General features: G+C 71.6%; 27 protein-coding genes. 18 read left to right on the forward strand and 9 right to left on the reverse strand.

The annotated features are described in order from the left end of the window. Positions 1–2: 2 nt before the first annotated feature. A complete protein-coding gene (locus DC008_RS33145) occupies positions 3–731 on the forward strand; it encodes a FadR/GntR family transcriptional regulator (protein WP_108710173.1) in 729 nt (242 codons plus the stop codon). Next, on the forward strand, positions 728–1,561 hold the full coding sequence (locus DC008_RS33150) for a sterol desaturase family protein (RefSeq protein ID WP_108710174.1): 834 nt from the start codon (positions 728–730) through the stop codon (positions 1,559–1,561). The genes DC008_RS33145 and DC008_RS33150 overlap by 4 nt, the downstream gene beginning before the upstream one ends. A 62-nt stretch (positions 1,562–1,623) precedes the next feature. Here DC008_RS33150 and DC008_RS33155 read toward each other — a convergent pair whose 3' ends face one another. Then, positions 1,624–2,052: an MDR/zinc-dependent alcohol dehydrogenase-like family protein gene (locus tag DC008_RS33155; RefSeq protein WP_235074748.1), complete on the reverse strand. Its 429-nt coding sequence runs from the start codon at positions 2,050–2,052 to the stop codon at positions 1,624–1,626. Between the two features lie 127 nt (positions 2,053–2,179). Here DC008_RS33155 and DC008_RS33160 point away from each other — a divergent pair, with 127 nt between their 5' ends. Next, on the forward strand, positions 2,180–3,259 hold the full coding sequence (locus DC008_RS33160; protein WP_108710980.1) for a LacI family DNA-binding transcriptional regulator: 1,080 nt from the start codon (positions 2,180–2,182) through the stop codon (positions 3,257–3,259). Between the two features lie 21 nt (positions 3,260–3,280). Here the strand turns inward: DC008_RS33160 and DC008_RS33165 are convergent, their stop codons facing one another. Next, a complete protein-coding gene (locus tag DC008_RS33165) occupies positions 3,281–3,625 on the reverse strand; it encodes a hypothetical protein (protein WP_108710175.1) in 345 nt (114 codons plus the stop codon). A 346-nt stretch (positions 3,626–3,971) separates the two neighbouring features. On the opposite strand from DC008_RS33165, the gene DC008_RS36375 reads away from it, so the two are divergent. Both DC008_RS36375 and DC008_RS33175 read left to right on the forward strand, forming a co-directional pair. Beyond that, entirely contained in the window at positions 3,972–4,298 is a 327-nt protein-coding gene (locus DC008_RS36375; protein WP_208646046.1) for a hypothetical protein, read from the forward strand. Further along, positions 4,295–4,693 carry a DUF5994 family protein gene (locus DC008_RS33175; RefSeq protein ID WP_108710176.1) on the forward strand — a complete coding sequence of 133 codons (399 nt, stop codon included), beginning with the start codon at positions 4,295–4,297 and terminating at the stop codon, positions 4,691–4,693. The genes DC008_RS36375 and DC008_RS33175 overlap by 4 nt, the downstream gene beginning before the upstream one ends. A 54-nt stretch (positions 4,694–4,747) precedes the next feature. Here the strand turns inward: DC008_RS33175 and DC008_RS35750 are convergent, their stop codons facing one another. Both DC008_RS35750 and DC008_RS33185 read right to left on the reverse strand, forming a co-directional pair. After that, positions 4,748–5,296 (reverse strand): DUF5994 family protein, encoded by a 549-nt coding sequence (locus tag DC008_RS35750; protein WP_208646048.1) that lies wholly within the window; start codon positions 5,294–5,296, stop codon positions 4,748–4,750. 157 nt (positions 5,297–5,453) lie between these two features. Further along, positions 5,454–5,705, reverse strand: coding sequence for a hypothetical protein (locus DC008_RS33185; protein ID WP_108710177.1), 252 nt, complete (start codon positions 5,703–5,705; stop codon positions 5,454–5,456). Positions 5,706–5,882: 177 nt separating this feature from the next. Between DC008_RS33185 and DC008_RS33190 the strand changes: the two genes are divergently transcribed. The 3 genes from DC008_RS33190 (at position 5,883) to DC008_RS33200 (ending at position 7,461) form a co-directional block, all read left to right on the forward strand. Continuing rightward, complete coding sequence (locus DC008_RS33190) at positions 5,883–6,398, forward strand: DUF5994 family protein (protein WP_108710178.1); 516 nt, start codon at positions 5,883–5,885, stop codon at positions 6,396–6,398. Between the two features lie 248 nt (positions 6,399–6,646). Continuing rightward, positions 6,647–7,243: a DUF5994 family protein gene (locus tag DC008_RS33195; protein WP_108710179.1), complete on the forward strand. Its 597-nt coding sequence runs from the start codon at positions 6,647–6,649 to the stop codon at positions 7,241–7,243. Between the two features lie 5 nt (positions 7,244–7,248). Next, positions 7,249–7,461: a hypothetical protein gene (locus tag DC008_RS33200; protein WP_123954049.1), complete on the forward strand. Its 213-nt coding sequence runs from the start codon at positions 7,249–7,251 to the stop codon at positions 7,459–7,461. A gap of 10 nt (positions 7,462–7,471) precedes the next feature. Here DC008_RS33200 and DC008_RS35755 read toward each other — a convergent pair whose 3' ends face one another. Beyond that, entirely contained in the window at positions 7,472–7,648 is a 177-nt protein-coding gene (locus DC008_RS35755; RefSeq protein WP_208646050.1) for a hypothetical protein, read from the reverse strand. Positions 7,649–8,225: 577 nt separating this feature from the next. On the opposite strand from DC008_RS35755, the gene DC008_RS33210 reads away from it, so the two are divergent. The 7 genes from DC008_RS33210 (at position 8,226) to DC008_RS33240 (ending at position 15,611) form a co-directional block, all read left to right on the forward strand. Then, positions 8,226–8,654, forward strand: coding sequence for a hypothetical protein (locus DC008_RS33210; protein ID WP_108710181.1), 429 nt, complete (start codon positions 8,226–8,228; stop codon positions 8,652–8,654). Positions 8,655–9,124: 470 nt separating this feature from the next. Next, positions 9,125–10,369, forward strand: coding sequence for a sugar ABC transporter substrate-binding protein (locus DC008_RS33215; RefSeq protein ID WP_108710182.1), 1,245 nt, complete (start codon positions 9,125–9,127; stop codon positions 10,367–10,369). 15 nt (positions 10,370–10,384) lie between these two features. Further along, positions 10,385–11,356 (forward strand): carbohydrate ABC transporter permease, encoded by a 972-nt coding sequence (locus tag DC008_RS33220; RefSeq protein WP_108710183.1) that lies wholly within the window; start codon positions 10,385–10,387, stop codon positions 11,354–11,356. Next, entirely contained in the window at positions 11,353–12,222 is an 870-nt protein-coding gene (locus DC008_RS33225; RefSeq protein ID WP_108710184.1) for a carbohydrate ABC transporter permease, read from the forward strand. Before DC008_RS33220 ends, DC008_RS33225 begins: the two co-directional genes overlap by 4 nt. A 144-nt stretch (positions 12,223–12,366) precedes the next feature. Further along, entirely contained in the window at positions 12,367–13,569 is a 1,203-nt protein-coding gene (locus tag DC008_RS33230; RefSeq protein WP_108710185.1) for a glycoside hydrolase family 1 protein, read from the forward strand. A 157-nt stretch (positions 13,570–13,726) separates the two neighbouring features. Then, positions 13,727–15,133, forward strand: a complete 1,407-nt coding sequence (locus DC008_RS33235) for a glucoamylase family protein (RefSeq protein WP_108710186.1) — start codon at positions 13,727–13,729, stop codon at positions 15,131–15,133. An 85-nt stretch (positions 15,134–15,218) separates the two neighbouring features. Next, positions 15,219–15,611, forward strand: a complete 393-nt coding sequence (locus DC008_RS33240; RefSeq protein ID WP_108710981.1) for a cupin domain-containing protein — start codon at positions 15,219–15,221, stop codon at positions 15,609–15,611. Between the two features lie 10 nt (positions 15,612–15,621). On the opposite strand, the gene DC008_RS33245 is transcribed toward DC008_RS33240, so the two are convergent. Both DC008_RS33245 and DC008_RS33250 read right to left on the reverse strand, forming a co-directional pair. Then, the gene (locus DC008_RS33245; RefSeq protein WP_108710187.1) at positions 15,622–16,674 is read right to left on the reverse strand and encodes an alcohol dehydrogenase catalytic domain-containing protein; all 1,053 of its coding nucleotides are present in this window, start codon (positions 16,672–16,674) and stop codon (positions 15,622–15,624) included. 25 nt (positions 16,675–16,699) lie between these two features. Then, a complete protein-coding gene (locus DC008_RS33250) occupies positions 16,700–17,707 on the reverse strand; it encodes an NADP-dependent oxidoreductase (RefSeq protein WP_108710188.1) in 1,008 nt (335 codons plus the stop codon). A gap of 270 nt (positions 17,708–17,977) precedes the next feature. On the opposite strand from DC008_RS33250, the gene DC008_RS33255 reads away from it, so the two are divergent. The 3 genes from DC008_RS33255 to DC008_RS33265 all read left to right on the forward strand — a co-directional run bounded on the left by DC008_RS33255 (position 17,978) and on the right by DC008_RS33265 (position 24,716). Continuing rightward, entirely contained in the window at positions 17,978–19,468 is a 1,491-nt protein-coding gene (locus tag DC008_RS33255; RefSeq protein ID WP_108710189.1) for an MFS transporter, read from the forward strand. After that, on the forward strand, positions 19,465–20,049 hold the full coding sequence (locus tag DC008_RS33260; RefSeq protein ID WP_108710190.1) for a TetR/AcrR family transcriptional regulator: 585 nt from the start codon (positions 19,465–19,467) through the stop codon (positions 20,047–20,049). The genes DC008_RS33255 and DC008_RS33260 overlap by 4 nt, the downstream gene beginning before the upstream one ends. A gap of 395 nt (positions 20,050–20,444) precedes the next feature. Continuing rightward, positions 20,445–24,716, forward strand: a complete 4,272-nt coding sequence (locus tag DC008_RS33265; protein WP_108710191.1) for a galactose-binding domain-containing protein — start codon at positions 20,445–20,447, stop codon at positions 24,714–24,716. 58 nt (positions 24,717–24,774) lie between these two features. On the opposite strand, the gene DC008_RS33270 is transcribed toward DC008_RS33265, so the two are convergent. Further along, positions 24,775–25,329, reverse strand: a complete 555-nt coding sequence (locus DC008_RS33270) for a TlpA family protein disulfide reductase (protein ID WP_108710192.1) — start codon at positions 25,327–25,329, stop codon at positions 24,775–24,777. Then, entirely contained in the window at positions 25,326–26,885 is a 1,560-nt protein-coding gene (locus tag DC008_RS33275; RefSeq protein WP_108710193.1) for a mucoidy inhibitor MuiA family protein, read from the reverse strand. Before DC008_RS33275 ends, DC008_RS33270 begins: the two co-directional genes overlap by 4 nt. Between the last annotated feature and the right edge of the window lie 3 nt (positions 26,886–26,888).

Here is a 26,888-nt window from a genome sequence, read left to right on the forward strand (position 1 = left end):
CCATGACAGAGCAGCGCATCCGCCGAGAGGCGGTCTCCGACCAGTTGTTCACGCTGCTCCGGGACCGGGTCCTCAGCGGCGCCCTGGCCCCCGGCACCGCGCTCACCGCCGAGCGCGACCTGGCCGCGGAGTTCGGAGTGAACCGGCACGCGGTACGGGAGGCGGTGAAGCGGCTCCAGCAGGCAGGGCTCGTCGAGGTCAGCCACGGCGGACGCACCCGGGTCCTCGACTGGCGGCGCACGGCCGGCCTGGACCTCGCCCTGCAACTCGCCCACACCGACGGCCTGTCAGCGTCCTACGACCTCAGCCGCGACATCCTCGAGATGCGGGCGTCCATCGGCGCGGACGCGGCCCGGCTGTGCGCCGCGCGCTGCACCGAGCGGACGGCGTCCGAGGTCGTGGGCGCGGCGGCGGCCTACGCCCATCGCGGCCCGGATCTCGCCGATCTGGCGGCGGCGGACGTGGCGTGGTGGCGCCTGATCGTGGAGGGCTCCGAGAACATCGCCTATCTGCTGGCCTTCAACACGCTGGTCGCCGACCGCTTCACCGCCGGCGAGGTGCCGGTCGAACTGCGCGCGACCGAACTGCTGGACATGGCCGGGCACATGAAGCTGGCCGCGCTGATCGCCTCGCGCGACGAAAAGGGCGCCGAGGCGGCGGCCCGCGCCCTGCTGGCCCGCAGTGTCCCCGCCGCCCACCCCACCCGGGAGCCCGAAGGAGGTCCGGCGTGATACCCGCCGTCGTCTACGCCATCCCCGCGTTCGTCCTGCTGGTCGCCGTGGAGGCGCTGTCGTACCGCTTCCTGCCGGACGACGACGAACGCGGCTACGAGGTCCGCGACACCGCGACGAGCATGTCGATGGGCGCGGGCAGCCAGGTCATCGCCCTGCCGTGGAAGGCGGTGGTGATCGTCGCCTACGCCGCCCTCTACAGCGTGGCGCCCTGGCAGTTGTCGCCCGGGTCGGTGTGGACCTGGGTGCTGCTCTTCTTCGCCGAGGACCTGGCCTATTACTCCTTCCACCGCGCACACCACCGGGTGCGGCTGCTGTGGGCGAGCCATGTGGTCCACCACTCCAGCGTGCGGTTCAACCTGTCGACGGCGTTGCGGCAGAGCTGGACGCCGATGAGCGGGCTGCCGTTCTGGATGCCGCTCGCGCTGCTCGGCATCCCGCCGTGGATGATCCTGCTGCAGCAGTCGATCAGCCTGATCTACCAGTTCTTCCTGCACACCGAGCGCGTGGACCACCTGTGGCGCCCGATCGAGTTCGTCTTCAACACGCCGTCCCACCACCGCGTCCACCACGGCTCCAACAACGTCTATCTGGACCGCAACTACGGCGGCATCCTGATCATCTGGGACCGTCTGTTCGGGACGTTCCAGCCGGAGGGCGAGCGCGTCGTGTACGGCCTGACGAAGAACATCGACACGTACAACCCGCTGCGCGTCGCCTTCCACGAGTACGCGGCCACCTGGCACGACATCCGGACGGCCACCCGCTGGCGCGACCGAGCGGGCTACGCGTTCGGCCCACCGGGGTGGGCCCCGCAGCCCAGGCACTGAGCGCGGGTGGCCGTATCCGAAGGGATTCCCGGTCACGCCCTGACCGGCTCCCCGCGCTTGTCTCAGGGCGTGAGGACGACCTTCTCGCAGTGGTCCTTCTTGTTCTTGAACAGGTCGTGGCCGGTCGGCCCCTCGGTCAGGGGCAGCCGGTGGGTGATGATCCGGGTCGGATCGATCTTGCCCTGCCCGATCATGCCGAGCAGCGGCCGCGTGTACTTCTGCACGTGGCACTGCCCGGTCCGCAGGGTCGGCGACCTGTTCATCCAGGCGCCCGCCGGGAACTTGTCGATCATCCCACCGTAGACGCCGATGACCGAGACCACGCCGCCGCTCCGGCACGACATGATGGCCTGGCGCAGGGCGTGGCGGGCGGCCACCGGCAGGGGAGACGGGACCTCGGGCTGTCCGGTGAGTTCCCCGTCGTTCGATGCCGCGCGCGTCACCGCAAGCGCCGTTGCGCCGCCGTCGACCTGCGCCGCGGGGGAGTCCACGGTTGCCTCCCACCCCGCCCCGGCCCTAGGGTGAATGCGCTTTCATTCGTAGGTCGGCGCCTTGCGCGACCAGCAAGGACAGGGGAACGACCATGGAGGGCGCCGCATCGTGAACGCCGCACCCACGGTGTACGACGTCGCCGAGCGCTCCGGCGTGTCCATCGCGACCGTGTCCCGGGTCTACCGCAACCCCGACTCCGTACGGGCCGCCACACGCGAACGCGTCCTGGCCGCCGCCCGCGAGCTCGGCTATGTGCCCAGCGGCAACGCCCGCGGCCTCGCCAGTCGGTCGACCGGCGTGCTCGGCCTGTGCTTCCCCGACTACGCGGACCCGGACACCGCGGACATCGACGACGACGACGCGGCGATGCTCTACTCCGACCAGATCATCCGCGGCATGGAACGCGCCGCCCGGCGCCACGGCTACGCCCTGCTGATCGCCGCCTCCCTCGAAGGCGGCCCCGAGAGCCTGGTCGCCAAGGTCGCCGGCCGCGTCGACGGATTCGCGGTGCTGGCGCGGACCGTGCCGACCGAGGAGCTGGAGGTCATCTCCCGGCGTCAGCCCGTCGTCATGCTCGCCGGACCGCGTGCCGACCCGTCCCTGGACCACCTCGACCATGTGGAGGTGGCCAACGAGGACGGCCAGTACGAACTGACCCGGCACCTCCTGCACGACCACCGGCTGCGCCGCCTCGCGTACGTCGGCGTCGACGACACGTCGCCGGATGTCGAGGCCCGCTTCCGGGGCTTCCGCCGGGCCTGCGCCGAGGCCGGAGTCGACACCGGGACGGAGCCCGCGCTGCGGATGCCGATGATGACGCAGGCGGAGGGTGCCCGTGCGGCCGACCTGCTGTGCGACAGCGACACCGACACCGACGGCGAGCGGCCCGAGGCGTTCGTCTTCGCCAACGACCAGATGGCCGTGGGCGCCCTCCAGGCCCTCGAACGGCGCGGCGTACGGGTCCCGGACGACGTTGTCGTCACCGGCTTCGACGGCATCCCCCTCAGCCGTCTGGTCCGGCCCTCCCTCACGACGGTCCGCCAGCCGATGGTGCGCCTCGGCGAGCAGGCCGCCGAGCTGCTGATCGGCCGCCTGCGCGGCCAGAGCGGCGACGAGCCGGTGTCCCTGGTCCTGCCGGTCAGCGTCGCCCGTCGCGAAAGCTGCGGCTGCGCCGGCACGGGGACGGGGACGTTCGGCGCTGTCTGAGGCCCCCGCCCCCTCGGGCGGCTAGAGACCGAGCAGGCGTTGCGTGATCTCGCGGTACTGCCTCAGCGCGAGGTGCAGTTCGGTGGACTGGGTCTCCGGGTCGTGGTCCTGCCAGCCCTCGCGGAGGGCCCGCCGTTGCTCGGCCAGGGCTTCCATGAGCTGTGCCGTGGTCTCGTCGAAGGCGGCTTCGGCTTCCTCCAGTGACTCCACCGGAGCGTCCGGGAAGGTGTTGAGGGCCCGCCCGAGGCGCCGGGCGATCCTGTCCCGCTCGTCCGAGGGGAACAGGGGTGCCGGGCCGGGCGAGCGACGCTCCGCGCGACCGCGGGGCCCGTCCGCCGGCTGTTGGGCGCGTGTCTGGTCGTACATCTAGGTCCGCTTTCCTGTGCGTTGTGCCGGACGCCGGAGCGGCGTGGCGTCGAGCCGTGCCGCCGTCGACGTCCGGCGGTGATCCATGAGGTGCGCGATGCCGCGTGCGAGGCGAAGCAGACGCGGTCGCCGCACCGCCGGGAGTACCGTGGGGACGACGAGGCCCTTTCGTATGCCGGAACTCCGACCGGCTCCGGACCGCTCACTCGTGTTCCAGCCCTCGTATTCCAATGGGTCCACCAGACCACATTCCTTCTACGGCGCGCCACCGACTACGGCGCGCCCCCGTCCTATGGGCAGCCCTTGACTCCGGCCGCGCCATCCGCATCGAGGTCGAGGAGTCCGCATGCCGGTCAGCCCTACGCCCTGTACGACGGTCGCACCGTCGCAGCCCGCACCGCCGCCCCTGCGCCGCGACCGGGCCGCCGAGCTGTCGTCGGCGGCCCTGCCCTCGCTCGGCACGAGCAGGCACGGCCTCCACCATGCCGACCCCACCAGCGCACGTCACGGCGTCGACCGCGGCCGGCTCGACCCGTCGGCCGCCGGCACCGTCCGCTCGACCGGTTCGGCCGGGCGCACGACGTATGCCGGCCCGCCCCGTCACGCATCGACGCCCGCCGCGCCTGACCCCAACCACCAGCCCGCGCACGGCAGTCGGCAGGAGTTCTCATGACCGCCGCACGACAACCCGCGCGTCCCTCCCCGCCCCTGCTCCGTCTGCGCCTGGCGCCCCGGGGCGGTGTGCCCCGGTCGATCGACGGGGCGTGGTGGCCCCGCTCGTACGACCTGCTCGCCGAACTTCCCCGTCTGCTCGTCGGGTTGCCGCGCGCGTGGGGGAACATCGCCAGTGTCACCGTCAACGGGGCGACCTGGGCCGCGGTGCCCGGTCGGATGCTCGTCTCCAACCAGGTCGTGCGGCTGCGCCGGACCCTCACGGCATCCGCCGCACACACCATCGTCCTGCTCGCGCCCGGCCAAGGGCGCTGGGACCTGCTGGTCGTGCCGCCGGAGACGACCGAGGACGCCGCTGAACCGCTCATGGCGGCCGCGGCGGGCGACCAGGGGTGAGACGCGGACCCGTCTGGTGCCGCCCGGCCCGACCGGACGGCATCGGACGGGCTTTCACATCCTCACGGCGTCCTGCTCATCCGGGTCCCGCGTGGAGAAGGCGTCGCCGCCCGCGACCTCGGCCGCGTCCGGCCTCCCGTGCCGGACCCGTTCAGCCGTCATGACCGCGGTCGCCGTCGTGTGCGCGGCGGTGTCCCCGCTCGCGGCGGCCATCAGCCGGGCGGCCGAAGAGGCACCGGTCTCCGGCGGGATCACCAGTAGGTCCCAGCGGCCCGCGGTGTAGGACAGCAGAAGGATCTCGTTCGGATCGAGCTCCGACGTGAACCGACCGACCTTCACCACATGTCCGTTGACGGAGATCCGGGGCGAGAGGCTCGGCCAGTGGCGGGGGTCGACCGCGACCCGGGTGATGCGACCCCACAGCGGATCGAGCACGTCCGCCAGGGTGGACAGCTCGCTCGCCAGGTCACGAGAACGGGGCCACCAGGCGCCGTCCAGGTCGGAATGCCCGCGGGCGGGGCTCTCGGGTCTCAGCGCGAGGCGCACGGTCGGAGCCCTGAAAGGAGCGGCCCGCAGCGGCAGATGAGAGGTGGTCGCGGACATCGCGCAGACCTGTCTCCGGCACTGCCGCGGGAGCGGAACCGACCGGTGTCGTCGCACACCGGGAACGACATCGGCATAGGGGCCGGTGTGCGAAGTGCTCCCGGTGACTTCACGCTACTCCCCGAGGGAGCCGGGCGGGCCGTTTCCGGCCGCCGTCTCAATTCCCTGGCCGGCTGTCCTGCGCGGACCGGCTGGTCTCCAGCCAGGAGCGGGCGGGTTCTGCCGCGCGGGTGGTGTCCACGGTGAGGTCGAGGCGGGTCCCGCCGTCGGGGCCCGCGGGATAGCTGCGCTGCTCGGTGGCGGCGAAGCAACGACGGAGGACTTCCGCGACCCGACGGGCGACCTCGGGTGAGGCCGCGACGATGTGCACCTCGGCGTGCCCCTCCGAGGGGATTTCCGTGGACTGCATGGCGACCTCGGAGTTCGATGTGCCGGTATGGGATGGGGACTGATCACTCACTCTACCGCCGGGGTGTCTCACGGATGACCGTCGGCCTTTCCGGCCGGTGCGGTCCGCGGAGTACGGTGAGAGGAGGAGGCCACTCGGTCTCCTCAGTCCCGGTAGCCAGGCAGGCAGGCGAGCGCGATGTCCGACTCCGGCTCCCCGCGGGTGACCCGGCTTCTGCCGGACACCGTCCACGAGGCCGTGCGGCCCGGGACGGCTGTCGCACGGCTGGAGACGACCCATGACCGGCAGGGTGTGCTCGACGGGGCGTGGTGGCCTCGTTCCCGCGACATCGTCGCCGAGCTCCCCCGCCTGATCACCGCACTGACCCGGCACCTCGGGCCCATCACGCGGGTGGGCCTGGACGCGGGCGCGTGGGAAAGGCTGCCGACGCGGATGATCATCGACGACCGCGTCGTCCACATCGACTCCTTCCCGGTCGGCGACGACACGGTTCTCATCACCCGCGGCGACCGGGATCTCTTCTCCCTCCTCGTGATCCCACCGCATGCGACGCCGGGCGCCGCACAGGCCGCGATGGCCGAGGCCGTCCGCGCGGGCAGCGCGACGCAGGCTGAACAGATCCTCATCGACACCGGCACCGGGCGAACGGAGCCGACGAGCGTCGTGGAAGGCCCGCAGGCCCGCAGGGGATAGTCCCGGGGGCACGGAGGACCGGCCGCGCCCGTCCTCGAGGCCCCGGGCGAACCGCCGCGCCGGTGACGGGATGCCGGCGGGGGGCGGACGGCGTCGTATCTCCCTCGGCCGTACGGTCCGTTCGGCCTGCCGGGGGAGTACGTTGGACCTACCGAGGATATTCCGTGCACCGGCTTCCACGGCCGTGTCGTTTTCGGCGATCGAATACGCTGGGCCGGCCACGGCCGGCCCGGGGCAGGGTCCGCGTGATGACTGCGACCATCTCCTCCTCGCCGACACTCGAACCCGACGAGCCGGCCTCGTCGTCGTTGCTTCGTCTGTCGCTCGTTCCCGTCGGTTCCACACCCGCTCTGCTGGACGGCGCCTGGTGGCCCCGTAGCCGTGATCTCGGGGCGGAACTCCCTTCCCTGACCTCCGTACTGGAAGCGCTGTGGGGGCGGATCACCCGGGTCACGGTGAATCCCACGCACTGGCCGGTGGTACCGGGCAGGGTGCCCGTCGCCGGGCACGTGGTGAAGGTGGGCTGGTTCCTCGCCGAACAGGACCCCCATGAGCTCATGCTGCTCTCGTACCGCATGGGCCGCTGGAACCTCCTGGTGGTGCCGCCGCAGACGCCTCCGGCCTCGGCCGCGTGGCTGATGGCCGCCGCGTGCGACCCGCTGGGCACGTCGACCGCGAGCCGGCTGATGGCGGAGGCGGCGCGCCTGCGGACGGTGGATGAGACCGACCGGGCCGTGGAGGCGGTCTGGGACTCCGAAGGGGGACATGAGGCGCGCGATCCGGCCGCACGCCCCTCTCTCCCGGCCGCGACCGGCACCGCGCCGCAGCAGCCGACGGAGAGGTGAGCACCATGGAGACGTTCGTGACCGTGATCGCCATCCTGGCGATGATCGCCCTCGGGGTGCTGCTCATCCACCTGGTCAACTCGCGTCACAGCGACCGCACCGCGGCTTTTCACCACGGTCGCTCCGGTACACCGGTCGCGGGCGACTCCGCCCCCGACGACAGCACGCCGGCCGATGGTGCGTCTCGGGGAGCAACCGGCGTGGGACAGAGGACGTGATGCGGACCCCTCAGTTCTGGTTGACCGGCCAGACGGCCGCCGGATCGCAGCGGTCCGGGCACGCCGGCAGATAGACCTCGTTGCCCAGGAACAGCCCGTAGGCGTCGGGCCTGACGCTGTCGGGCTGTTCCGGCCGGCCGGGGTGAACGGCGAAGTCCCTGTTCTCCGGGACCTGGCAGACGTACACCAGGTCCGCGCCGCAGGCGCACGTGTAGAACTCGGACGCTGCGCCCAGGACGGGGCCCGCCCACCTTGAAGGTCTGGGCCCCGGCCGGGGTGTCCTCGAAGGAGCGCAGGGTCAGCGGGAACGCGCGGATGGACGGTTCGGCTTCGGGAGCCGGTTGCGCCCCGAGGGTCTGGAGCAGGACCCGCCGGAACGGGGCCGGGTGACCCGGCTGCGGAGCGTCCCGGTACCGGGGCTCGAGGCGGCCGTCGACGACCTCCGGGCAGGACGCGTCGTTGTGCGCGCGGCAGTGGAAGCGAGGAGGTGGTCGCCACCGAAGGGTTCGAGGTCCGAGGGGATGTCGAACTGGAAGAACAGCGCCATCCGCTCACCGCGGAAGCACTCCGGCCAGTCCTGGCCCGGGTCGAGGAAGGGCCGGCCGCCCACCGAGTTCCGCGCCGGTTCGGCCGGCGGTTCGGTTCCGACCTCGAGCCTGTGCGCAGGCAGCACCTGTTCCCCCGTGTTGCGTTCGACCGTCCGCCCAGCCTATGAATGCGGCTGTAGACAGTGATCACGGGGGACGGGTATGGATGAAGTCGGCATGGACGCATACGGCACGGAAGAGGACGAATGCCTGCGCCGCTACGGGCTTCGCCCCGTCGGGGCGGAACTCGACGAGATCCGTGCACTCCTCGCCGAGCACGCGGCGCGTGAGCGACGCGGCCAGGGCGAGGGCAACACCCTCGTGATGAAGCTCTGCTGCGTCCACCTGTTCAACGGCGGCGACCTCGACGACGTGCTCCGCATCTGGGATGCCAAGCAGTCCAGCTTCGACGCGGCCTGCTCGATCGACGCCGAGCTGCTGCTCGGTCACGGCCTCGAGGCGACGAAGGCACATCTCTCGGCCCATCCGGCACCTGCCGCCGCGGCGGCACTGGAACGGTTGCTTGAGCTCGAGACGTGCGGGCAGTTCGAGGACTTCTCCGTGCAGAAGCACTCCGCCTACCACGACGAGTACTACGCCGACTGACGAATCCGTAGCGCCGGCCGATCGCCGGCTGGGCCGCCCGCCAGGTCGCGCCAGCAAAGCCATGTGCGCCTCTCCGGTGTCCCGCGCGCCACCGCCCGGCCCGCCACCGCCCCGCAGCTCCCGCGCCCCCGCACCTGGCTCCAGGGGTGCCCGCAGGCCAGCGCCTCGCCCCATCGTCGGCCAGGGGCCACCGCGCCCGCAGGCCGCGCTCATACCTGCTCCGCAGGGACTCCGCGGCATACGTCACACATCCTTTCCCTATGCAATGATCCGACCTACGTTGCAGGTGCACCGCCGACCGCGCGCGGCCTCGTGGCAGGGGTGCCGCTCGGGCCGGCGGGCAGGTTTCGCGCTCGTTACCGGAGTGTGACCACAACCCCTCTTGTCAGGCCCCGAAGTGCTGCAACAGAGTGATGTATGCGCTTACAGACAGCGCATACATCCGTTCAGAGCTCAAGGAGGAGCCCTCCATGAACCGCGCCGCCGCCACCGGGTCGCTGGCCCTCGCCCTCGCGTCAGCGCTCACCCTCTCCGCCTGTGGCGGCTCGGGTGGCGCGGGCGTGGCCGCCGACGCCGAGCAGACCCTGACCGTCTGGGCCATGGGCACCGAGGGCGAGAAGCTCGGTGACGTGGCGAAGGAGTACGAGAAGACACACTCCAACATCACCGTCAAGGTCACGCCGATCGGCTGGGACGTCGCCCACCAGAAGCTGGTCGCCGCGGCCGCCGCCGGGAAGCTCCCCGACGTCGTGCAGATGGGCGGGACCTATCTGGGCGAGTTCGCCGACATGGGCGTCCTGGAGCCGGTCGACACCAAGACCTTCAAGGAGGCGGACTTCTTCCCCGCCGCCTGGCAGCAGGGCTCGTACGACGGCACCGCCTACGGCGTCCCGTGGTACGTGGACACGCGCGTGCTGTTCTACCGCACCGACCTCGCGAAGAAGGCGGGCATCGACAAGGCGCCGGCCACCATGGCCGAGCTGAGCGGCGCCGCGCAGGCGTACCGGGAGAAGGCCGGCACCAAGTGGGGCCTGTCCATCCAGCCCCGCGGCCTGGACACCGTGCAGAGCTTCTACCCGTTCCTGTACTCGGCCGGCGGTGCCGTCCTGGACGACGACGGCAAGCCGGTCGTGAACTCGCCCGCCGCCGTCGAGGCGCTGGAGAACTACGGCGGCTTCTTCCGCAAGGACCTCAGCGACAAGTCGGTCCAGCCCGGCTACGACGTGACGAAGGACTTCAACACCGGCGCCGTGCCGATGTTCCTGGGCGGACCCTGGATGACCGGTCTCCTCGACGAGAACTACCCCGACCTCAAGGGCAAGTGGGCCATCGCCCCCGTCCCCGCCGACAAGGCGTCCGTGTCCATGGCCGGCGGCTCCAGCCTGGCCGTGTCCGCCGACAGCGAGCACAAGGCCGCCGCCACCGAGTTCATCGCCTCCCTCGCCGACGCTGAGGGCCAGGCCGACTGGTTCGAGCGGACCAACGACCTGCCCGCCCACAAGGGCGCCTGGGAGTCCGGCGAGCTCGCGAAGGACCCGGCGCTGCAGATCTGGCGCGCCCAGATGGACACCGCCAAGACCCCGCCGTCCCAGCCCCGGCTGACCGAGATCACCTCCAAGGTCGACGCCGCGATCGAGTCCGTCACCCAGGGCAAGTCCGGCGCCAAGGCGGCCTTGGACAAGGCCCAGTCCCAGATCGAAGGCCTCGTGAAGTAAGAGAGCTCCCCCCTCATGTCCCTCACGACAGGACCGGCCGCCCCCCACGCGGCCGTCGACAAGAGTCCCGGGCCCGGCAGTACCCCCGCACCCCGCGGGCGCCGGTCCCTGAGCAGGCACAACCTGACCGGATGGCTGTTCTCCACACCCTTCCTGGTGCTGTTCGGGCTGTTCATGCTCTTCCCGATCGTCGCCACGCTCCTGATGAGCTTCACCGACTTCGGGGCCCGCCATGTCACCCGCCCGCTGGAGGCGGAGTTCGTCGGCCTGGACAACTACATCCGGCTGTTCCAGGACGAGACCTTCCTCAAGGCCCTGTTCAACACGGCGTACTTCGTCGTCGTCGGCGTACCGGCGACCATCCTGCTCGGGCTGCTCGCGGCGATCCTCCTCAACAACGGCATCGACCGCGCCCGTACGCTCTTCCGGATCGGTTTCTACGCGCCGGTCGTCACGACGATCGTCGCGGTGGCCATCGTCTGGCGGTTCGTCCTCGACCCGTCCGACGGGCTCGTCGCCTCCCTCGCCACCGAACTCGGCGTCACCGCACCCGACTTCCTCGGCTCCGAGACCTGGGCGATGCCGTCGCTCATCGCCATGGCGGTGTGGCGCAACCTCGGCACCGTCATGGTGCTGTGCATCGCCGGCCTCCAGGCGATCCCCACGGAGGTCCGTGAGGCGGCCCGGCTGGACGGCGCGGGCGCCTGGCAGGAACTGCGCCGCATCACCGTCCCGCTGCTGCGGCCCACCCTGCTCTACGCCACCGTCATCACCTCCATCGGCTACCTCAACGTCTTCGAGGAACCGTTCGTGATGACCCAGGGCGGCCCGTCCGACTCCACCCTGACGGTGTCGCTCGACATGTACCGGGAGGGCTTCAACTTCTTCCACATGGGCTACGCCGGCGCCATGGCGTACGTCCTGTTCGTCGTGATCATGGGCATCACGGTGCTCCAGCTCCGCCTGCTGAAGGACAACACCCGATGACCGCCGAGACAGCCGCCAAGGCGCACCGGCCGCGCCGCACCGGACGTGCGCGCAAGCCCCTGCTGTACGCCGTCGCCTCGCTCGGACTGCTGGTGATGGCCACCCCGTTCCTGTGGATGGCGCTGTCCGCGTTCAAGAGCCGGCAGGACCTCACGGCGAGCCCGCCGGTGTGGATCCCCACCCACTGGACGCTGGACAACTTCGCCGCCCTGCTCGACCAGCTCGACATGCCGCGGTACTTCCTGAACTCGGCGATCGTGGCCGTCCTGGTGACCGTCAGCAACCTGGTGTTCTGCTCGATGCTGGGCTACGCGCTGGCCAAGCTCGACTTCACCGGCCGCTCCAAGGTCTTCGGCCTGGTCCTGGCCGCCCTCATGGTCCCCGGCAACCTCATGATCCTGCCGCTGTACGTCCTGATGAACGGCATGGGGCTGATCGACACCTACGCGGGTCTGGTGCTGCCGTTCGCGGCGGGCGCCTTCGGGGTGTTCCTCATGCGGCAGTTCATGCTCCAGGTCCCCGACGAGCTGCTGGAGGCGGCCCGCCTCGACGGCGCGGGGGAGTGGTACATCTTCTGGCGCATCGTGATGCCGCTGGTCAAGCCCGCCCTCGCCACGCTGACGATCTTCACGTTCCTCGGCTCCTGGAACAACTTCATCTGGCCCCTGATCGCCACCAACGACCCTGACAAGTACACGCTGCCGGTGGCGCTGGCGACCTTCGCCAACGATCCCAACCGCACCGTCGCCGGCGGCAACGGCATGCTGATGGCCGGCTCGCTGCTCGTGGTCCTGCCTGTCCTGTTCGTCTTCGCCGTCCTGCAGCGGCACTTCACCCAGGGCGTGGCCACGGCCGGCCTCAAGTAGGCCCGGCCTCGAGCAGGCCCAGCCTCAGGTGGGCCCCACCGCGCCCCCCGTACCCGCCCGGCCGCCGTCCCGTACGCCACCGGGCCGGGCCGTCGTGCCCGGACGACCCCCACACCCCCACCCACGGAAAGACAGCCACACACGATGACGCACCGCACCACCCCCTTCCCCGACGGCTTCCTGTGGGGGGCCTCCACCGCCGGACACCAGATCGAGGGGAACAACGTCAACAGCGACTGGTGGCGCAAGGAGCACGACCCCGCCGCCGGGATCGAGGAGCCCAGCCTCGACGCCTGCGACAGCTACCACCGCTGGGACGAGGACATGGACCTCCTCGCCGAGCTCGGCTTCACCGACTACCGCTTCGGCGTCGAGTGGTCCCGGATCGAGCCGGTCCAGGGCACCTTCTCCCACGCCGAGATCGCGCACTACCGCCGGATGGTCGAGGGCGCGATCGCCCGCGGTCTGCGCCCCATGGTGACCCTGCACCACTTCACCGTCCCGCAGTGGTTCGAGGACCGCGGCGGCTGGACCGCGGACGGAGCCGCCGACCTTTTCGCCCGCTACGTCGAGCACTGCGCGCCGATCATCGCCGACGGGGTGCCGTACGTCTGCACCATCAACGAGCCCAACATGATCGCCGTGATGGCCGGTCTGAAGAAGGCCGGCGACCAGGGCTTCCCGCCCGCCGGGCTGCCCACTCCGGACGAGGAGACCACCCACGCGATCATCGCCGCGCACCACGCGGCCGTGAAGACGCTCCGCGACCGGCACCCCGACATCAAGGTCGGCTGGACCATTGCGAACCAGGTGTACCAGGCCCTCCCCGGCGCCGAGCGGATCACCGCCGACTACCGGCACCCGCGCGAGGACGTCTTCATCGAGGCCGCCCGCGGCGACGACTGGATCGGCGTGCAGTCCTACACCCGGACCAAGATCGGCGCCGACGGCCCGATCCCCGCACCCGAGGACGCCGAGCGCACCCTCACCCAGTGGGAGTACTACCCGACGGCCGTCGGCCACGCCCTGCGGCACACCGCCGCCGTCCTGGGCGACGACACCCCGCTGATCGTCACCGAGAACGGCATCGCCACCGCCGACGACAGCCGCCGGATCGACTACTACACCGGCGCCCTCGACGCCGTCGCCGGCTGCCTCGACGACGGGCTCAACGTCCGCGGCTATCTGGCGTGGAGCGCGCTCGACAACTACGAGTGGGGTTCCTACCGGCCCACCTTCGGCCTCATCGCGGTCGACCCCGTCACCTTCGCCCGTACGGCCAAGCCGTCCGCGGTCTGGCTGGGCGGCCTCGCCCGCGACCGCGCCCTGCCCCGCATCGGCGACTGACCGCCGGCCCGGACGGGGTCGCCTCCCGCACGCCCCCGTCCCACGGCCGCCCCTGACAGGCGCGGGCCGGCCGGCCCCTGACACCGGCCGGCCCCGCCTCGACCTCGCACTTCCCGGCACCACACCGTCCGTCCCCTCACCCCAGGGAGCCAGACCGATGAACCGCCGACGCTTCATCACCGCCGCCGCCGGCACCGCCGCGGCCCTCACCTGCGCCACGCCGCTCACCGCCCACGCGGCTCCCTCCGGCGAACGCCGCCTGCTCATGGAGTGGTTCGCCGCGACCTACCGCTCCATGGAGGCCATGACGACCGAACTCGGCCTGGCCACCGACAAGATCGACGTCAGCGGCAGCGGCACCCCCGTACCCTCCGCACAGACCTCGCCGACCAACATCGGCTGCGGCCTGTGGTCCACGGTCGCCGCCGCCGGACTCGGGCTCATCTCCGAGAGCACCATGCACCGCCGCCTGGAGCGAGCCCTGAGCGCCGTCGAACGGCTCGAGCGCGCCCACGGGTTCTGGTTCAACTGGTACGACGCCCACGACGGCTCCCTGCTGACCGCCTGGCCCGAGACCGGCGACCCCGTCCGGCCCTTCCTCTCCACCGTCGACAACGCCTGGCTGGTGACCGGTCTGCGCATCGCCGCCGACGCCGACCCCGCCCTGCGCCCGCGCGTCGCCGCACTCCTCGCCGACGCCGACTGGTCGTACTACTACACGCCCTACGACCCGGCGGACCCGGTCGCCGGACCGGGCCAGCTGCGCGGCGGCTACTGGCCCGACAGACCCGGCAAGGGAGAGCCCACCGGCCACCACTACGGGGCGCTCAACACCGAGCCCCGCATGGCCAGTTACCTCGGCATCGCGGACGGCTCGGTGCCCTCCGACCACTACTGGCACCTGTTCCGCACGCTGCTGCCGGGGGCGGGCCAGGAACAGGAGCCGAGCGGCGCGTACACCGAGATCGACGGCGTCCGTGTGTGGCAGGGGCACTACACCTACCGGGGTCTCGACGTCGTCCCCACCTGGGGCGGCTCGATGTTCGAGGCCCTGATGGTCCCGCTCTTCGTCCCCGAGTCCGAGTGGTCGCCACGCTCCTGGGGCCTCACCCACCAGCGGTACGTCCGCGCCCAGATCGAACACGGCCTGGCCGAAGAGGGCTACGGCTACTGGGGCTTCTCCCCGGCCTCCGTCCCCGAGGGCGGCTACAGCGAGTACGGCGTCGACGCCCTCGGCATGCAGGAGGAGGGCTACCGGTCGCTCGGCGTCGTCACCCCGCACGCCAACTTCCTCGCCCTCGCGCAGGCGCCCACCGAGGCCGTCGCCAACCTGCGCGGCCTGGACCGGGCCTTCGGCGCCTACGACGACCGGTACGGCTTCCGCGACTCGGTCGACGTCACCACCGGACGGGTCAGCGACTTCGTCCTCGCCCTCGACCAGGGCATGGTCATCGCCGCGCTCGCCCAGCGACTGCGCCCCGGCCTGCTCCAGGCCCCGTTCCGCACGGGCGGGTTCGCGAGCCGCGTGCGGCCTCTGCTGCGCAAGGAGCGGTTCTCCATCTGAGCGGACGCGGCGCGGCCGTCGCCGGACCCGACGGCCGCGCCGCTTCCGTATGATCGCCCCGGCACCCGATCGGAAGGAACGGCTCGTGGGCGACCAGGGTGGATCGACCGGCCCGGAGGAGGAGCCGCTCGCGCGGCTGCTGTGCGACGTCACGGCGCTCACCGAGGCCCCGGCGCCGGCCGGGGTCCTGTGGAAACTGAGCGAGCCGGGGCGGCAGCTGGACGCCAACGTCGTGCACCTGCCGCCGGGCCGCCGGGTCGACCCGCACGTCGAACCCGACCTCGACGTCCTGCTCCTCGTCGTCGCGGGGGAGGGCACCGTCACCGGTTCGGGTGGCGACGAAGACCTCACCACCGGCGGTCTGTTGTGGCTGCCCCACGGCAGCCGGCGCGCCCTGGCCGCGGGGGAGCAAGGTCTGTCGTATGTGACGGTGCACCGCAGGCGCCCCGGCATGACCATCCGCTCCCGCGCGACCTGAACCGGCCCGGTCAGCCCGTCGGGTCCAGGAGGATCTTGCGGACCCCGTCCGACCGGTCGGCGAACAGGGCGTACGCCGCCGCGCCCTCCGACAGCGGGAAGCGGTGCGAGACCACGGCCTCGGGGGTGATCCGGCCGCTCTGCGCGAGGGCGATCAGGGGCGGCAGCTCGTAGTGGATCGAGCAGAGCCCGATGTGGAACTCGAGCTCCTTGATCTGCGCCAGCCCCATGTGGAAGGGAAACGCCTTGCTGTGGCTGACCCCGATCACGCTGACCCGGCCCGCCGGCCGCACCGCCTTGAGGGCCAGTTCGATGGTGGCGTCCGAGCCCACGGCCTCCACCACGACGTCCGGTCCCCGGCCGTCGGTCAGCTCACGGACGGCGGCCTTCTGGTCGTCACCCTCCACCGGCTCGACGCCGAAGGAGGCGGCGAACGCGCGGCGCTCCGGCACCAGATCGGCGCCGAGCACCCGTGCGGCCCCCATCGCGAAGGCGGACTGCGCGGCCATCAGCCCGACCGGGCCCAGACCGACGACCAGGACCGTCTCACCGGGCTGGATACGGGCACGGCGGCAGCCGTACCAGGCGGTGGGGGCGTTGTCGGTGAGGACGACGGCCGCCTCGTCGGAGATGCCCTCGGGCAGCCGCACCAGGTTGATGTCGGCGTGCGGAACCCGCAGGAACTGGGCCTGACTGCCCGGGAGTCGCGGGCTCACGCCGTAGCAGAGATCCAGGCTCGACGTCGCGCGCTCGCAGCGGGCCGTGAAACCGGCCGCGCAGGTCCGGCAGCGGGTGCAGCCGACCGAGGCGGGCACCAGCACCCGGTCGCCGGGCCGGAAGCCGGTGACCTCGCCCCCGGTGTCGGCGACCACGCCCACGCACTCGTGGCCCGGTGTGTAGCCGAGCTCGGGACTGAACGGATGGCCGGTGTAGATGTGCAGGTCGCTGCCGCAGATACCGGCCGTGGTCACCTCGACGACCGCGTCCGTGGGGCTGGTGACGGCCGGGTCCGGGACATCGCCGTACCGCATGTCGTGCCGGCCGTGGAAGGTCAGTGCCTTCATCGCTCTCCCCTCCCGTCCCGCCCGTTCAGTCCGCGATCTTCAGGACGAGCTTTCCGCGGTTCTCGCCGCGGAACAGGCGCATCAGGGTGTCGGGGAAGGCCGCCACACCGCCGGTCGCGACGTCCTCCAGGGAGGTGAGCCGCCCCTCGGTCCGCCACGCCGCCAGCTGGGCCACGCCCTCCGGGTACCGGTCGGCGTAGTCGAAGACGACCATCCCCGTCATGGTGGCCCGGTTGACCAGGAGGGAGAGGTAGTTGGCCGGGCCCTTCGGCTCGGTGCTGTTGTACTGGGAGATGGCGCCGCAGACGACGACGCGGGCGCCGCGCGCCAGCCGGGGCAGGACGGCGTCCAGGACGTCGCCGCCGACGTTGTCGAAGTAGACGTCGACGCCGTCCGGCGCGTGGGTGCGCAGCGCCTTGCGGATGTCCTCGCCGCGGTGGTCGATCGCGGCGTCGAACCCGAACTCGTCCACCAGCAGCCGGCACTTCTCCTCGCCGCCCGCGATGCCGACGACCCGGCAGCCGAGGGCCTTGGCGACCTGACCGGCGACGCTGCCGACGGCTCCGGCGGCGCCCGAGACGACCACCGTCTGTCCCGGCTCGGGGCGCCCGATGTCCACCAGGCCGAAGTAGGCGGTCAGCCCGGACATGCCGAGGGCGCCCAGGTACGTCGGCAGCGGGGCGACCGCCGGGTCGACCGTCGTCACGCCGCGCCCGTCGGAGACGCAGAACTCCTGCACGCCGAACGAGCCCGATACGTGGTCGCCCACGGCGAACCCGGGGTGGCGTGAGGCGATCACACGGCCGATCGCGCCCGCGCGCATGACCTCGCCGATCTCCACGGGGCGGATGTAGGAGCGGCCCGCGTTCATCCAGCCGCGCATCGCCGGGTCGATCGACAGGTAGAGCACCTGGACCAGGAACTCGCCGTCGCCGGGCTCGCCGACCGGCTCCTCCGTGTGCTCCCAGTCGGTGGGTCGCGGCTCGCCCACGGGACGCGCGGCCAGACGTACCTGGTGATTGGTTCCGGACATGTGCGGAGGCTCCCTGGAGGTCGGCGAAGCGGTGCCACCGGTGGACGGGGGCGCCCTCACGGGTGTACCTACCGTCCAGTCGGTATGGCCGGTGAGCGTACGGGTGCGGGGCGCCCTGAGCAAGGGAGGGTGGAGGTCGGCCTGCCGTTGATCGCTGGGCAGGAAACCTCACGAGCTTGGGTGAATGGCTATTCACCGGTTAAGGTGAATAGCCATTCACCTCATCAGCCCACCGCCCCACCAGGCGCTCCCCGCTGGAGTGACGTGCCGATGGACCGATCCGCCGACATAGCCGAGCCGCTCACCAAGGGCGGCCTCGAGGGGCGGCTCACCGTGCCGGTGCTCGCCTACGGCGGCATCCTCATGGCCCTCATGCAGACGGTGGTCGTGCCCCTGCTGCCCGACCTGCCCGCGCTGACCGGCGCCTCGCCGGGCGCGGTCTCCTGGATGGTCACCGCGACCCTGCTGTCCGGGGCAGTACTGACCCCCGTGCTGGGCCGGGCCGGCGACATGTACGGCAAGCGGCGGGTCCTCATGGCGGCGCTCACCCTGATGACCGCGGGCTCGGTCCTGTGCGCCCTGTCCTCCGACATCCGGGTCCTGATCGCCGCCCGCACCCTGTCCGGGGCTGCCGCCGCGGTCGTTCCGCTCTCCATCAGCATCCTGCGCGACGAACTGCCGCCCGCACGCCGCGGGTCGGCCGTCGCGCTCATGAGTTCCACGGTGGGTATCGGCGCCGCGCTGGGCCTTCCGCTGGCCGCCCTGATCGTGCAGTACGCGGACTGGCACACGATGTTCTGGGTGACGAGCGCCCTCGGTGCCGCCGGGGTCATGCTGGTCTTCTGGGCCGTACGGGAGTCCCCGGTCCGGCAGCCGGGCCGCTTCGACGTCACGGGCGCGCTGGGCCTCGCCGTCGGACTGGTGTGCCTGCTCCTCGGCGTCTCGCAGGGCGGTCAGTGGGGCTGGGGGAGCGCCCGGGTCGTCGGCCTGTTCGCCGGGGCCGTCGTGGTGCTCGGCCTGTGGTGCGCGCAGCAACTGCGCTCCCGGGAGCCGCTGGTGGATCTGCGGCTGGTGGCCCGGCCGAGGGTCGGCCTGTCGCATGTGGCAGCGCTGCTCGCCGGGTTCGCGTTCTACGCCAACACCCTCGTGACGGCCCAGTTGGTGCAGGCCCCCGCGGCCACCGGGTACGGGCTGGGGCTGTCCATCGTCGCCACCGGCCTCTGCCTGCTGCCCGGCGGTGTCGTCATGCTGCTGCTGTCGCCCGTCTCCGCCCGGATCTCCGCCACGCGCGGCCCCCGCGTCACCCTCGCCCTCGGCGCCCTGGTCATCGCGGCCGGGTACGCCCTCCGCATCGCCGACAGCCGGGACCTGTGGATGATCATCACCGGGGCCACCGTCGTCGCCGTCGGCACCACGCTCGCGTACTCGGCGCTCCCCACCCTCATCCTGCGGGCCGTCCCGGCCGAGCAGACGGCCTCCGCCAACGGCGTCAACGTCCTGATGCGCACGATCGGCCAGGCCGGTTCGAGCGCCGCCGTGGCCGCGATCCTCGTGCACCACACCAGTCCCGTCGCGGGGGTGCCGGTGCCGACGCTGCACGGGTATCTCCTGGCGTTCGTCATGGCGGGCGCCGTCGCCGTGGTGGCCGCCGTAGCCGCCTGGTGCATTCCCGCGGAACCGGCCGGCGGCACCGGCGATGTCGTGCGCGGCACCGAGAACGGCCCCCGGGGCGCGTGGGACGAGGCGCTGGAGGGAGCATGAGTGCCGTGAGCACTCCACCCGTCACGCCCACACCGGCCCGCAGGGACGCCGCCGCCACCAAGGCGGCCATCCTCCGGGCCGCCCGGTATCTGCTGGCCCGGCACGCGCACGCCGACATCACCCTCAAGTCCGTCGCCGACCGCGCCGGCGTCAGCCCGCCGCTGATCCTCAAGTACTTCGGCAACAAGGACACCCTGTTCGCCCGGGTCATGTCCTTCGAGGCCGACGCCGACGCCCTGCTGGCCGCGCCGCTGGAGGGGCTCGGCGCCCATATGGTCCGGCATGTGCTGGTCAGCCAGTCCGAGCAGGGCGCCGACCCGCTGCTGCGGATCGTGTTCGCGCCGCTGCACGGCGAGCAGGGCGACATCCTGCGCGCCAACTTCCGCCGCCAGGTGACCGAGCGCATCACCGCGCGCCTCGACGGCCCCGACGCGGGCCTGCGCGCCGAACTGGCCGTCGCCACCCTTCTCGGCCTCGGCGTCATGTACGGCATCGCACGGGGCACGGAAGTGCGCGCTACGGCGGTGGACGAACTGGTCGAGCGGTACGCACCGGCTGTGCAGGCGTATCTGACGCGTTGAAAGTCCATGCGCTGCGCGTGGCATCGTCACGCAAGAAGTTGCGCGTCTTTGCGTTCACTTGCGCTGTCGGTGCGTAAGTGAACGGCAGGTCGCCGCGCGGCTCCAGTGCTTCCTGATGTGGCCCAGTGGCCGTCGTGAGCGCGGCCGTTGAGTGCCGAGGCGGCCCGGCCGGCGCCGCCGTAGGGCCTCCCGCGCCCGCCGCTGAGGGATTTTGGTGAAATTTGTGCTGCCGCGACAGTAGACCGGCCCACAGTGCTCTGCAATATTTCGATGAATCACTGCAAAATTCTGCCCCCGCGCACTGCCTGGCACCACCTGGCACCACCTGGCACCACCTCAGGAACGAGCCGCCCTCGCCGCCCCGGCGTGCGAGCCTCCCCAGGAAGTGACCCCGCATGACTCGACCCAAGCCGAGAACTCCGAGACGGCGCACGGCAACCGCCCTGCTCGCGTGTGCCGTCGCGGTGCTGGGCCTGCCGGCCGTCGGCGCCCACGCGGCCGGCGGCCCTGACGCCGCCGCCACCGCCCCGGCCACGGCCGGCAGCGCCCGGAAAGCCCACGCGGCGGTCGCCGTCACCGACGGCGACACCGACACCTACTGGCAGGCCGCGAAGGAGTCCGCCCAGTGGGTCCAGACGGACCTCGGACGCGACAAGCGTGTCCGGCAGGTCGTGCTGCGCCTGCCCGAACACTGGAAGGCCCGCACACAGACGCTGGCCCTCCAGGGCAGCGCCGACGGCAGGACGTTCGCCACGCTCAAGCCGTCGAAGCGCTACGTCTTCAGCCCGGGCGACGGCAACACGGTCCGCATTACCGTGCCGGCCACCCTCGCCCGATACGTCCGCGCCGACTTCAGCTCCAACTCGGTCGCCGGCACCGCCCAGCTCGCCGAGATGCAGGTCCTCACGAGCGCCGCCGCCACCCCCAACCTGGCCCAGGGCAAGCCCTTCACGGAGAGCGGGCACGCGGACGTCTACGGCGCAGCGAACGCCGGTGACGGCAGCCGCGCCACCTACTGGGAGAGCAGGAACAACGCCTTCCCGCAGTGGCTGCAGGTCGACCTCGGCTCCTCAGTCAAGGTGAACGAGGTGACGCTGCGGTTGCCCGCCGGCTGGCCGAGCCGCAGCCAGACCCTCAAACTCCAGGGCTCGACCGACGACCGGAACTTCACCGACCTGACCGCCTCCAAGGCCTACACCTTCGACAGCGGCAACGACCAGTCCGTGACCCTCTCCTTCGACGCCACGACGACCCGGTACGTCCGCGTCCTGATCACCGCCAACACCGGCTGGCCCGCGGGCCAGGTGTCCGAGCTGGAGGTGTACGGGCCCGCCACGGGGGACACCCGGGCGCCCTCCGCGCCGGCGAACCTGGCCTACACCGAGCCCGCCACCGGGCAGATCCGGCTCACCTGGAGCGCCGCGACCGACGACACCGGCGTCACCGGCTACGACGTCTACGCCAACGGGCAGTTGCGGGCGAGCGTCGCCGGGAACGTGCTGACCTACACCGACACCCAGCCCGTCGGCGACGACGTGACCTACTTCGTCCGCGCCAAGGACGCCGCGGGCAACGTCTCCGCCGACAGCGACAGCGTCACCCGCAAGGGGTCGGGCGGCGACGCCCAGCCACCCACCGCGCCCGCGAACCTCGCCTTCACGCAGTCCGGCGGGGACGTGAAGCTGACCTGGCAGGCGTCCAGCGACAACGTCAAGGTCACCGGCTACGACGTGTACGCCAACAACGAGCTGGTGAAGTCCGTGGCGGGCGACGTGACGACGTACACCCACACCCCGTCCGCCGGGGCCACGGTCACCTACCACGTGAAGGCGAAGGACGCCGCCGGGAACGTGTCGCCTGCCAGCAACAGCGTCACCCGCCCCGGTACGACGGCCGGCTCCGACCTCGCCCAGGGCAAGCCCGTCGAGGCGTCCTCGACCGTCTTCACCTATGTCGCCGCGAACGCCAACGACGGGCAGATCGCCACCTATTGGGAGAGCGGCGGCGGCGCCTACCCGGCCACCCTCACCACGAAGCTCGGCGCCAACGCCGACCTCGACCGGGTCGTCGTCAAGCTCAACCCCGACCCCGCCTGGTCCACCCGCACCCAGAACATCCAGGTCCTCGGCCGCGACCAGGACGCCACGACCTTCGAGACCCTCGCCGCCGCCAAGGAGTACACGTTCAACCCGGCGAGCGGGAACAGCGTGACCATCCCGGTCTCCGGCGCCGCGGCCGACATCCGGCTGCGGTTCACCGCCAACTCCGGAGCCCCGGGCGCCCAGGTCGCCGAACTCCAGGTCATCGGCACCCCGGCCGCCAACCCCGACCTCAAGGTCACCGGCATCACCCACACCCCCTCGGCCCCCGTCGAGTCGGACGCTGTCAGCCTGACCGCGACCGTCACCAACAGCGGCACCAGGGCGTCCAAGGCCACCGACCTCGACTTCACCCTCGCCGGCAGCAAGGCGTCCACCGCCGACGTCCCGGCTCTCGCGGCCGGCGAGTCGAAGGCCGTCACCGCGAGCATCGGCACCCGGGACGCGGGCAGTTACCCGGTCGGCGCCGAGGTCGACCCGTCCGAGAAGGTCATCGAGCAGAACGAGGCGAACAACACCTACACCCGGCCCGACGCCCTCGTCGTCAAGCCGGTCGCCAGCTCCGACCTGCTCGCCGCCCCCGTCTCCTGGACGCCCACCAGCGCCTCCGCCGGGGACGACGTCACGTTCACCGTCGCCCTGAGGAACCAGGGCTCGGTGGCCTCCGCGTCCGGCGCCCACGGCATCACCCTGACCGTCCAGGACGCCAAGGGAGCCACCGTCAAGACGCTCACCGGCTCCCACACCGGCGCCATCGCGGCGGGCCAGACCACCGCGCCCGTCCGCCTCGGCACCTGGACGGCCGCGAACGGCAAGTACACCGTGAAGACGGTCATCGCCGACGACGCCAACGAACTGCCCGTCAAGCGGGCCAACAACACCACCACGCACCCGCTGTTCGTCGGCCGCGGCGCCGACATGCCGTACGACATGTACGAGGCCGAGGACGGCACGGTCGGCGGCGGAGCCAAGGTCGTCGGCCCCAACCGCACCATCGGCGACGTGGCGGGCGAGGCCAGCGGCCGCAAGGCCGTCACCCTCGACGGCACCGGTCAGTACGTCGAGTGGACCACCCGCGCCGCCACCAACACCCTGGTGACGCGCTTCTCCATCCCCGACGGCACGAACACCACGCTCAACGTCTACGTCGACGGGCAGTTCCTGAAGCCCGTCGACCTCACCTCCAAGTACGCCTGGCTGTACGGCAACGAGGCCGCGCCCGGCAACTCACCCGGCGCCGGCGCCCCCCGGCACATCTACGACGAGGCGAACGTCCACCTCGGCAGGACCGTGCCGGCCGGCTCCCGGATCCGGCTGCAGAAGGACGCCGCCAACTCCTCGACGTACGCGATCGACTTCGTCAACACCGAACAGGCGACGGCGAAGGCCAACCCCGACCCGGCCGCCTACGCGGTCCCGGCCGGGTTCTCCCACCAGGACGTGCAGAACGCCCTCGACAAGGTCCGTATGGACACCACCGGCACACTCGTCGGCGTCTATCTGCCCGCCGGCGACTACGAGACGTCGAGCAAGTTCCAGGTGTACGGCAAGGCGGTCGAGGTCGTCGGCGCCGGGCCGTGGTTCACCCGGTTCCACGCCCCCGCCTCGCAGGAGAACACCGACGTCGGCTTCCGCGCCGAGGCCAGTGCGAAGGGTTCCACGTTCGCCGGGTTCGCCTACTTCGGCAACTACACGTCCCGGATCGACGGCCCGGGCAAGGTGTTCGACTTCTCCAACGTCTCCGACATCACCATCGACGACATCTGGGTCGAGCACATGGTGTGCCTCTACTGGGGCGCCAACACCGACAACATGACCATCAAGAACTCCCGTATCCGCGACCTGTTCGCCGACGGCGTCAACATGACGAACGGCTCGACGGACAACCACGTCGTCAACAACGACGCCCGCGCCACCGGCGACGACAGCTTCGCCCTCTTCTCGGCGATCGACGCCGGCGGCGCCGACGAGAAGAACAACCTCTACGAGAACCTGACCTCCACCCTGACCTGGCGCGCGGCCGGCATCGCCGTCTACGGCGGCTACGACAACACCTTCCGCAACATCCGCGTCGCCGACACCCTCGTCTACTCCGGCATCACGATCTCCTCGCTGGACTTCGGCTACCCGATGAACGGCTTCGGGACCGAGCCCACCACGATCGAGAACGTCTCCCTGGAACGCACCGGCGGCCACTTCTGGGGCTCGCAGGTCTTCCCCGCCATCTGGGCGTTCTCCGCCTCGAAGGTCTTCCAGGGCATCCGGGTCGACGACGTCGACATCAGCGACTCCACCTACGGAGGCGTGATGTTCCAGACCAACTACGTCAACGGGCAAGCGCAGTTCCCGGTGAAGGACACCATCTTCACCGACATCTCCATCACGGACTCCAAGAAGAGCGGCGACGCGTTCGACGCCAAGTCCGGCTTCGGCATCTGGGCCAACGAGCTGCCCGAACCCGGTCAGGGCCCAGCAGTCGGCGAGGCCGTCTTCCGCAACCTGCGCATGAACGGCAACGCCCAGGACATCCGCAACACGACCAGCACCTTCAGAATCATCATCGAGTGACCGCCTGAAGCACCCCGGGGCCGCCCCCTTCAGGGCGGCCCCGTCGTGTCGCCGCCGCTCACCCCTCCGCCAGGACCGGCGAGATCATCCGGCGCAGACCGTCCTCGCCGAGCGCGGCCAGCGAGCGGGCCGCGATCCTGCCGTCCCGGTCGAGCACGAGCGTCGACGGAATCGTCGTCGGGCTCAGCGTGCCCTTCTCGAAACGGAGCATCAGCTTGCTGGTCGGGTCGTGCAGGCTCGGGTACGTGACGCCGAACTCCTTCTCGAAGGAACGGGCGTGAGCGGCCCGGGGGTCGCCGACGTTGATGCCGACGAACCGCACGCCCTGGGATTTGAGGTCCTCATGGACCTTCTCGAAGTGCGGGGCTTCCCTGCGGCACGGCGTGCACCACGACCCCCACACGTTCAGCACGACGATCTCGCCCCGGTAGGAGGCCACGGAGAGGCGCTCGCCGTGCAGGGTACGGCCCGACAGATCCGGCGCGAGGTCCCTGTCGTCCTTCGCCACCGTCGCGATCCCGTCCTTGTCCAGGGCGAAACCGCCCTCCGAGTCCCCTGCCGTGCATCCCGAGGCCAGCAGCGAGGCGGCCAGAAGCAGGATCCGGCGTCTCACAACCCCACCACCTTGCCGCTCGCGGAGAGTTCGTACACCAGGGTGATCGTGCGGCGGCCGCCCGGGGGCAGGGGCAGGTCCCAGCGGGCGATTCCGTCCGCGTCGATCGTGTCCGGCTCCGGGGTGCACGCCTCCTTGCGGAGTCGTACCTCGACCGCCGACACCTCGGAGACCGGGATGCGTTCCCGTAGGGCCACGATCTGGTCGCCGTGAGCGTCGGGTGCGGAGAAGCGGGAGATGTGCAGGCGGACCGTGCGGGTGATCACCGTGCGTTGTGTGAGCGTGGCCGTGTCCCGGGACTCCTCGGTGTGGCGGACCACCCGGTAGTCGTCGTGGCTGCCGAAGGCGAGCTCCACGGGGGCGCCCGGTGCTGTGAACTCCAGCGTGCCGCGGCCGGTGAAGCCGCTGCCCCGGACCAGGTCCACGGGCCCGGCCAGCAGGGCGTGACCGGAGGTGTTGTCGAACCGCACCACCTGTGTGACCAGCGGTGACAGCTCGGGCGAAGCGGCGTACTGGCTGCGCGCGGGCGTCGTGACCTTCGTGACCGGCACCCGGTGGGCCCGGCCGTCCGAGGGGACCGACACAGGCGCGGGGGAGTGCAGGACGCGTGTCTGGCCGCCGTCGTCCACGCCGGGCAGGCCGACGACCGCCGTCGGGCCGAGCTCCGCGATGTCCTCCTCGCGCAGCTCCACGTCGACCGTGCGGCGCTCCTCGGCCGTACGGTCCTTCAGCGTGAGACGGTCCTCGGTCAGCCGCGGCGGATCCGTCGTCAGCGCCGAACGCGCCGTGGACAGGGTGAGCCGTACGTCCGACCAGTCCTCGCCGGTGCGCTGCCAGACCATCGCGTCGGTCTCCAGCGTCACCGCGTCGCCGTCGAGCACCGCCCGGTAGGCGGGGCGCCACAGCGCGCACGCCGTGAGGTGGGTCAGCCGCAGCCGGAGCCGCCCGGCGGCCTCGGACCGCACGGTCAGCTCGACATGCCCGACCAGTTCGGCGGGCCGCTGCTCGGCGAGCCCGAGCGCCTGGGACGCCTGCGCCAGTTCGCCGGCGAGCGCCGTCGATCGGGCCTCGGCGGCCCGCAGTTCCTCCGCGCAGGTGTCGCGTTCGGCGTCGACCCGGTCGAGCTCACGGGTCCAGCGCCCCTCGTCGGTCTCGCCGGAACCCGCGCCCTCGGCGATGTCCCGCAGCAGGTCGGCGGCGAGCCGGCCGAGGAGGTCGAGCCGGGCGCGCAGCCGGTCGCGGGTGTGCCCGAGCGTGCGCTGCTCCTCCTCGAGGGCGCGGACCCGGGTGCGCAGCGCGGAGTCGTCCGGGGCGGGCCGCGGCCCGCGAGGCGTCCAGGTCCGCACGATCCGTACGTCGAGGACGTCCGCCTCGACGTCGCCGGAGAGGTCGGCGTGCAGGGTGCGGTCGACCGCGAGCGCGCTCACCGGGCCGAGGCGCAGCCGCTGGACGCCGGCGCCGACGTCCAGGTCGGCGGTGCGCTCGATGTGGGCGCGGTCCTCCAGGCAGGTCACGGCGGTGACGGGCAGCGGGACCGGCAGGGTGTCCGTGGGCATGGT

Origin of the sequence: Streptomyces nigra (assembly GCF_003074055.1) — a bacterium.
Lineage (GTDB): Bacteria > Actinomycetota > Actinomycetes > Streptomycetales > Streptomycetaceae > Streptomyces > Streptomyces nigra.

Excerpts from the sequence above, each read along its gene's own strand:
- DC008_RS33165 (WP_108710175.1), bottom strand. The coding sequence starts at position 3,625 with ATGTACGACCAGACACGCGCCCAACAGCCGGCGGACGGGCCCCGCGGT.
- DC008_RS33175 (WP_108710176.1), top strand. The coding sequence starts at position 4,295 with ATGACCGCCGCACGACAACCCGCGCGTCCCTCCCCGCCCCTGCTCCGT.
- DC008_RS33250 (WP_108710188.1), bottom strand. The coding sequence starts at position 17,707 with ATGTCCGGAACCAATCACCAGGTACGTCTGGCCGCGCGTCCCGTGGGC.
- DC008_RS33190 (WP_108710178.1), top strand. The coding sequence starts at position 5,883 with ATGTCCGACTCCGGCTCCCCGCGGGTGACCCGGCTTCTGCCGGACACC.
- DC008_RS33230 (WP_108710185.1), top strand. The coding sequence starts at position 12,367 with ATGACGCACCGCACCACCCCCTTCCCCGACGGCTTCCTGTGGGGGGCC.
- DC008_RS33210 (WP_108710181.1), top strand. The coding sequence starts at position 8,226 with ATGGACGCATACGGCACGGAAGAGGACGAATGCCTGCGCCGCTACGGG.
- DC008_RS33200 (WP_123954049.1), top strand. The coding sequence starts at position 7,249 with ATGGAGACGTTCGTGACCGTGATCGCCATCCTGGCGATGATCGCCCTC.
- DC008_RS33225 (WP_108710184.1), top strand. The coding sequence starts at position 11,353 with ATGACCGCCGAGACAGCCGCCAAGGCGCACCGGCCGCGCCGCACCGGA.
- DC008_RS33185 (WP_108710177.1), bottom strand. The coding sequence starts at position 5,705 with ATGCAGTCCACGGAAATCCCCTCGGAGGGGCACGCCGAGGTGCACATC.
- DC008_RS33215 (WP_108710182.1), top strand. The coding sequence starts at position 9,125 with ATGAACCGCGCCGCCGCCACCGGGTCGCTGGCCCTCGCCCTCGCGTCA.
- DC008_RS33245 (WP_108710187.1), bottom strand. The coding sequence starts at position 16,674 with ATGAAGGCACTGACCTTCCACGGCCGGCACGACATGCGGTACGGCGAT.
- DC008_RS33235 (WP_108710186.1), top strand. The coding sequence starts at position 13,727 with ATGAACCGCCGACGCTTCATCACCGCCGCCGCCGGCACCGCCGCGGCC.
- DC008_RS33220 (WP_108710183.1), top strand. The coding sequence starts at position 10,385 with ATGTCCCTCACGACAGGACCGGCCGCCCCCCACGCGGCCGTCGACAAG.
- DC008_RS33145 (WP_108710173.1), top strand. The coding sequence starts at position 3 with ATGACAGAGCAGCGCATCCGCCGAGAGGCGGTCTCCGACCAGTTGTTC.
- DC008_RS33275 (WP_108710193.1), bottom strand. The coding sequence starts at position 26,885 with ATGCCCACGGACACCCTGCCGGTCCCGCTGCCCGTCACCGCCGTGACC.
- DC008_RS33260 (WP_108710190.1), top strand. The coding sequence starts at position 19,465 with ATGAGTGCCGTGAGCACTCCACCCGTCACGCCCACACCGGCCCGCAGG.
- DC008_RS33195 (WP_108710179.1), top strand. The coding sequence starts at position 6,647 with ATGACTGCGACCATCTCCTCCTCGCCGACACTCGAACCCGACGAGCCG.
- DC008_RS36375 (WP_208646046.1), top strand. The coding sequence starts at position 3,972 with ATGCCGGTCAGCCCTACGCCCTGTACGACGGTCGCACCGTCGCAGCCC.
- DC008_RS33255 (WP_108710189.1), top strand. The coding sequence starts at position 17,978 with ATGGACCGATCCGCCGACATAGCCGAGCCGCTCACCAAGGGCGGCCTC.
- DC008_RS33265 (WP_108710191.1), top strand. The coding sequence starts at position 20,445 with ATGACTCGACCCAAGCCGAGAACTCCGAGACGGCGCACGGCAACCGCC.
- DC008_RS35750 (WP_208646048.1), bottom strand. The coding sequence starts at position 5,296 with ATGTCCGCGACCACCTCTCATCTGCCGCTGCGGGCCGCTCCTTTCAGG.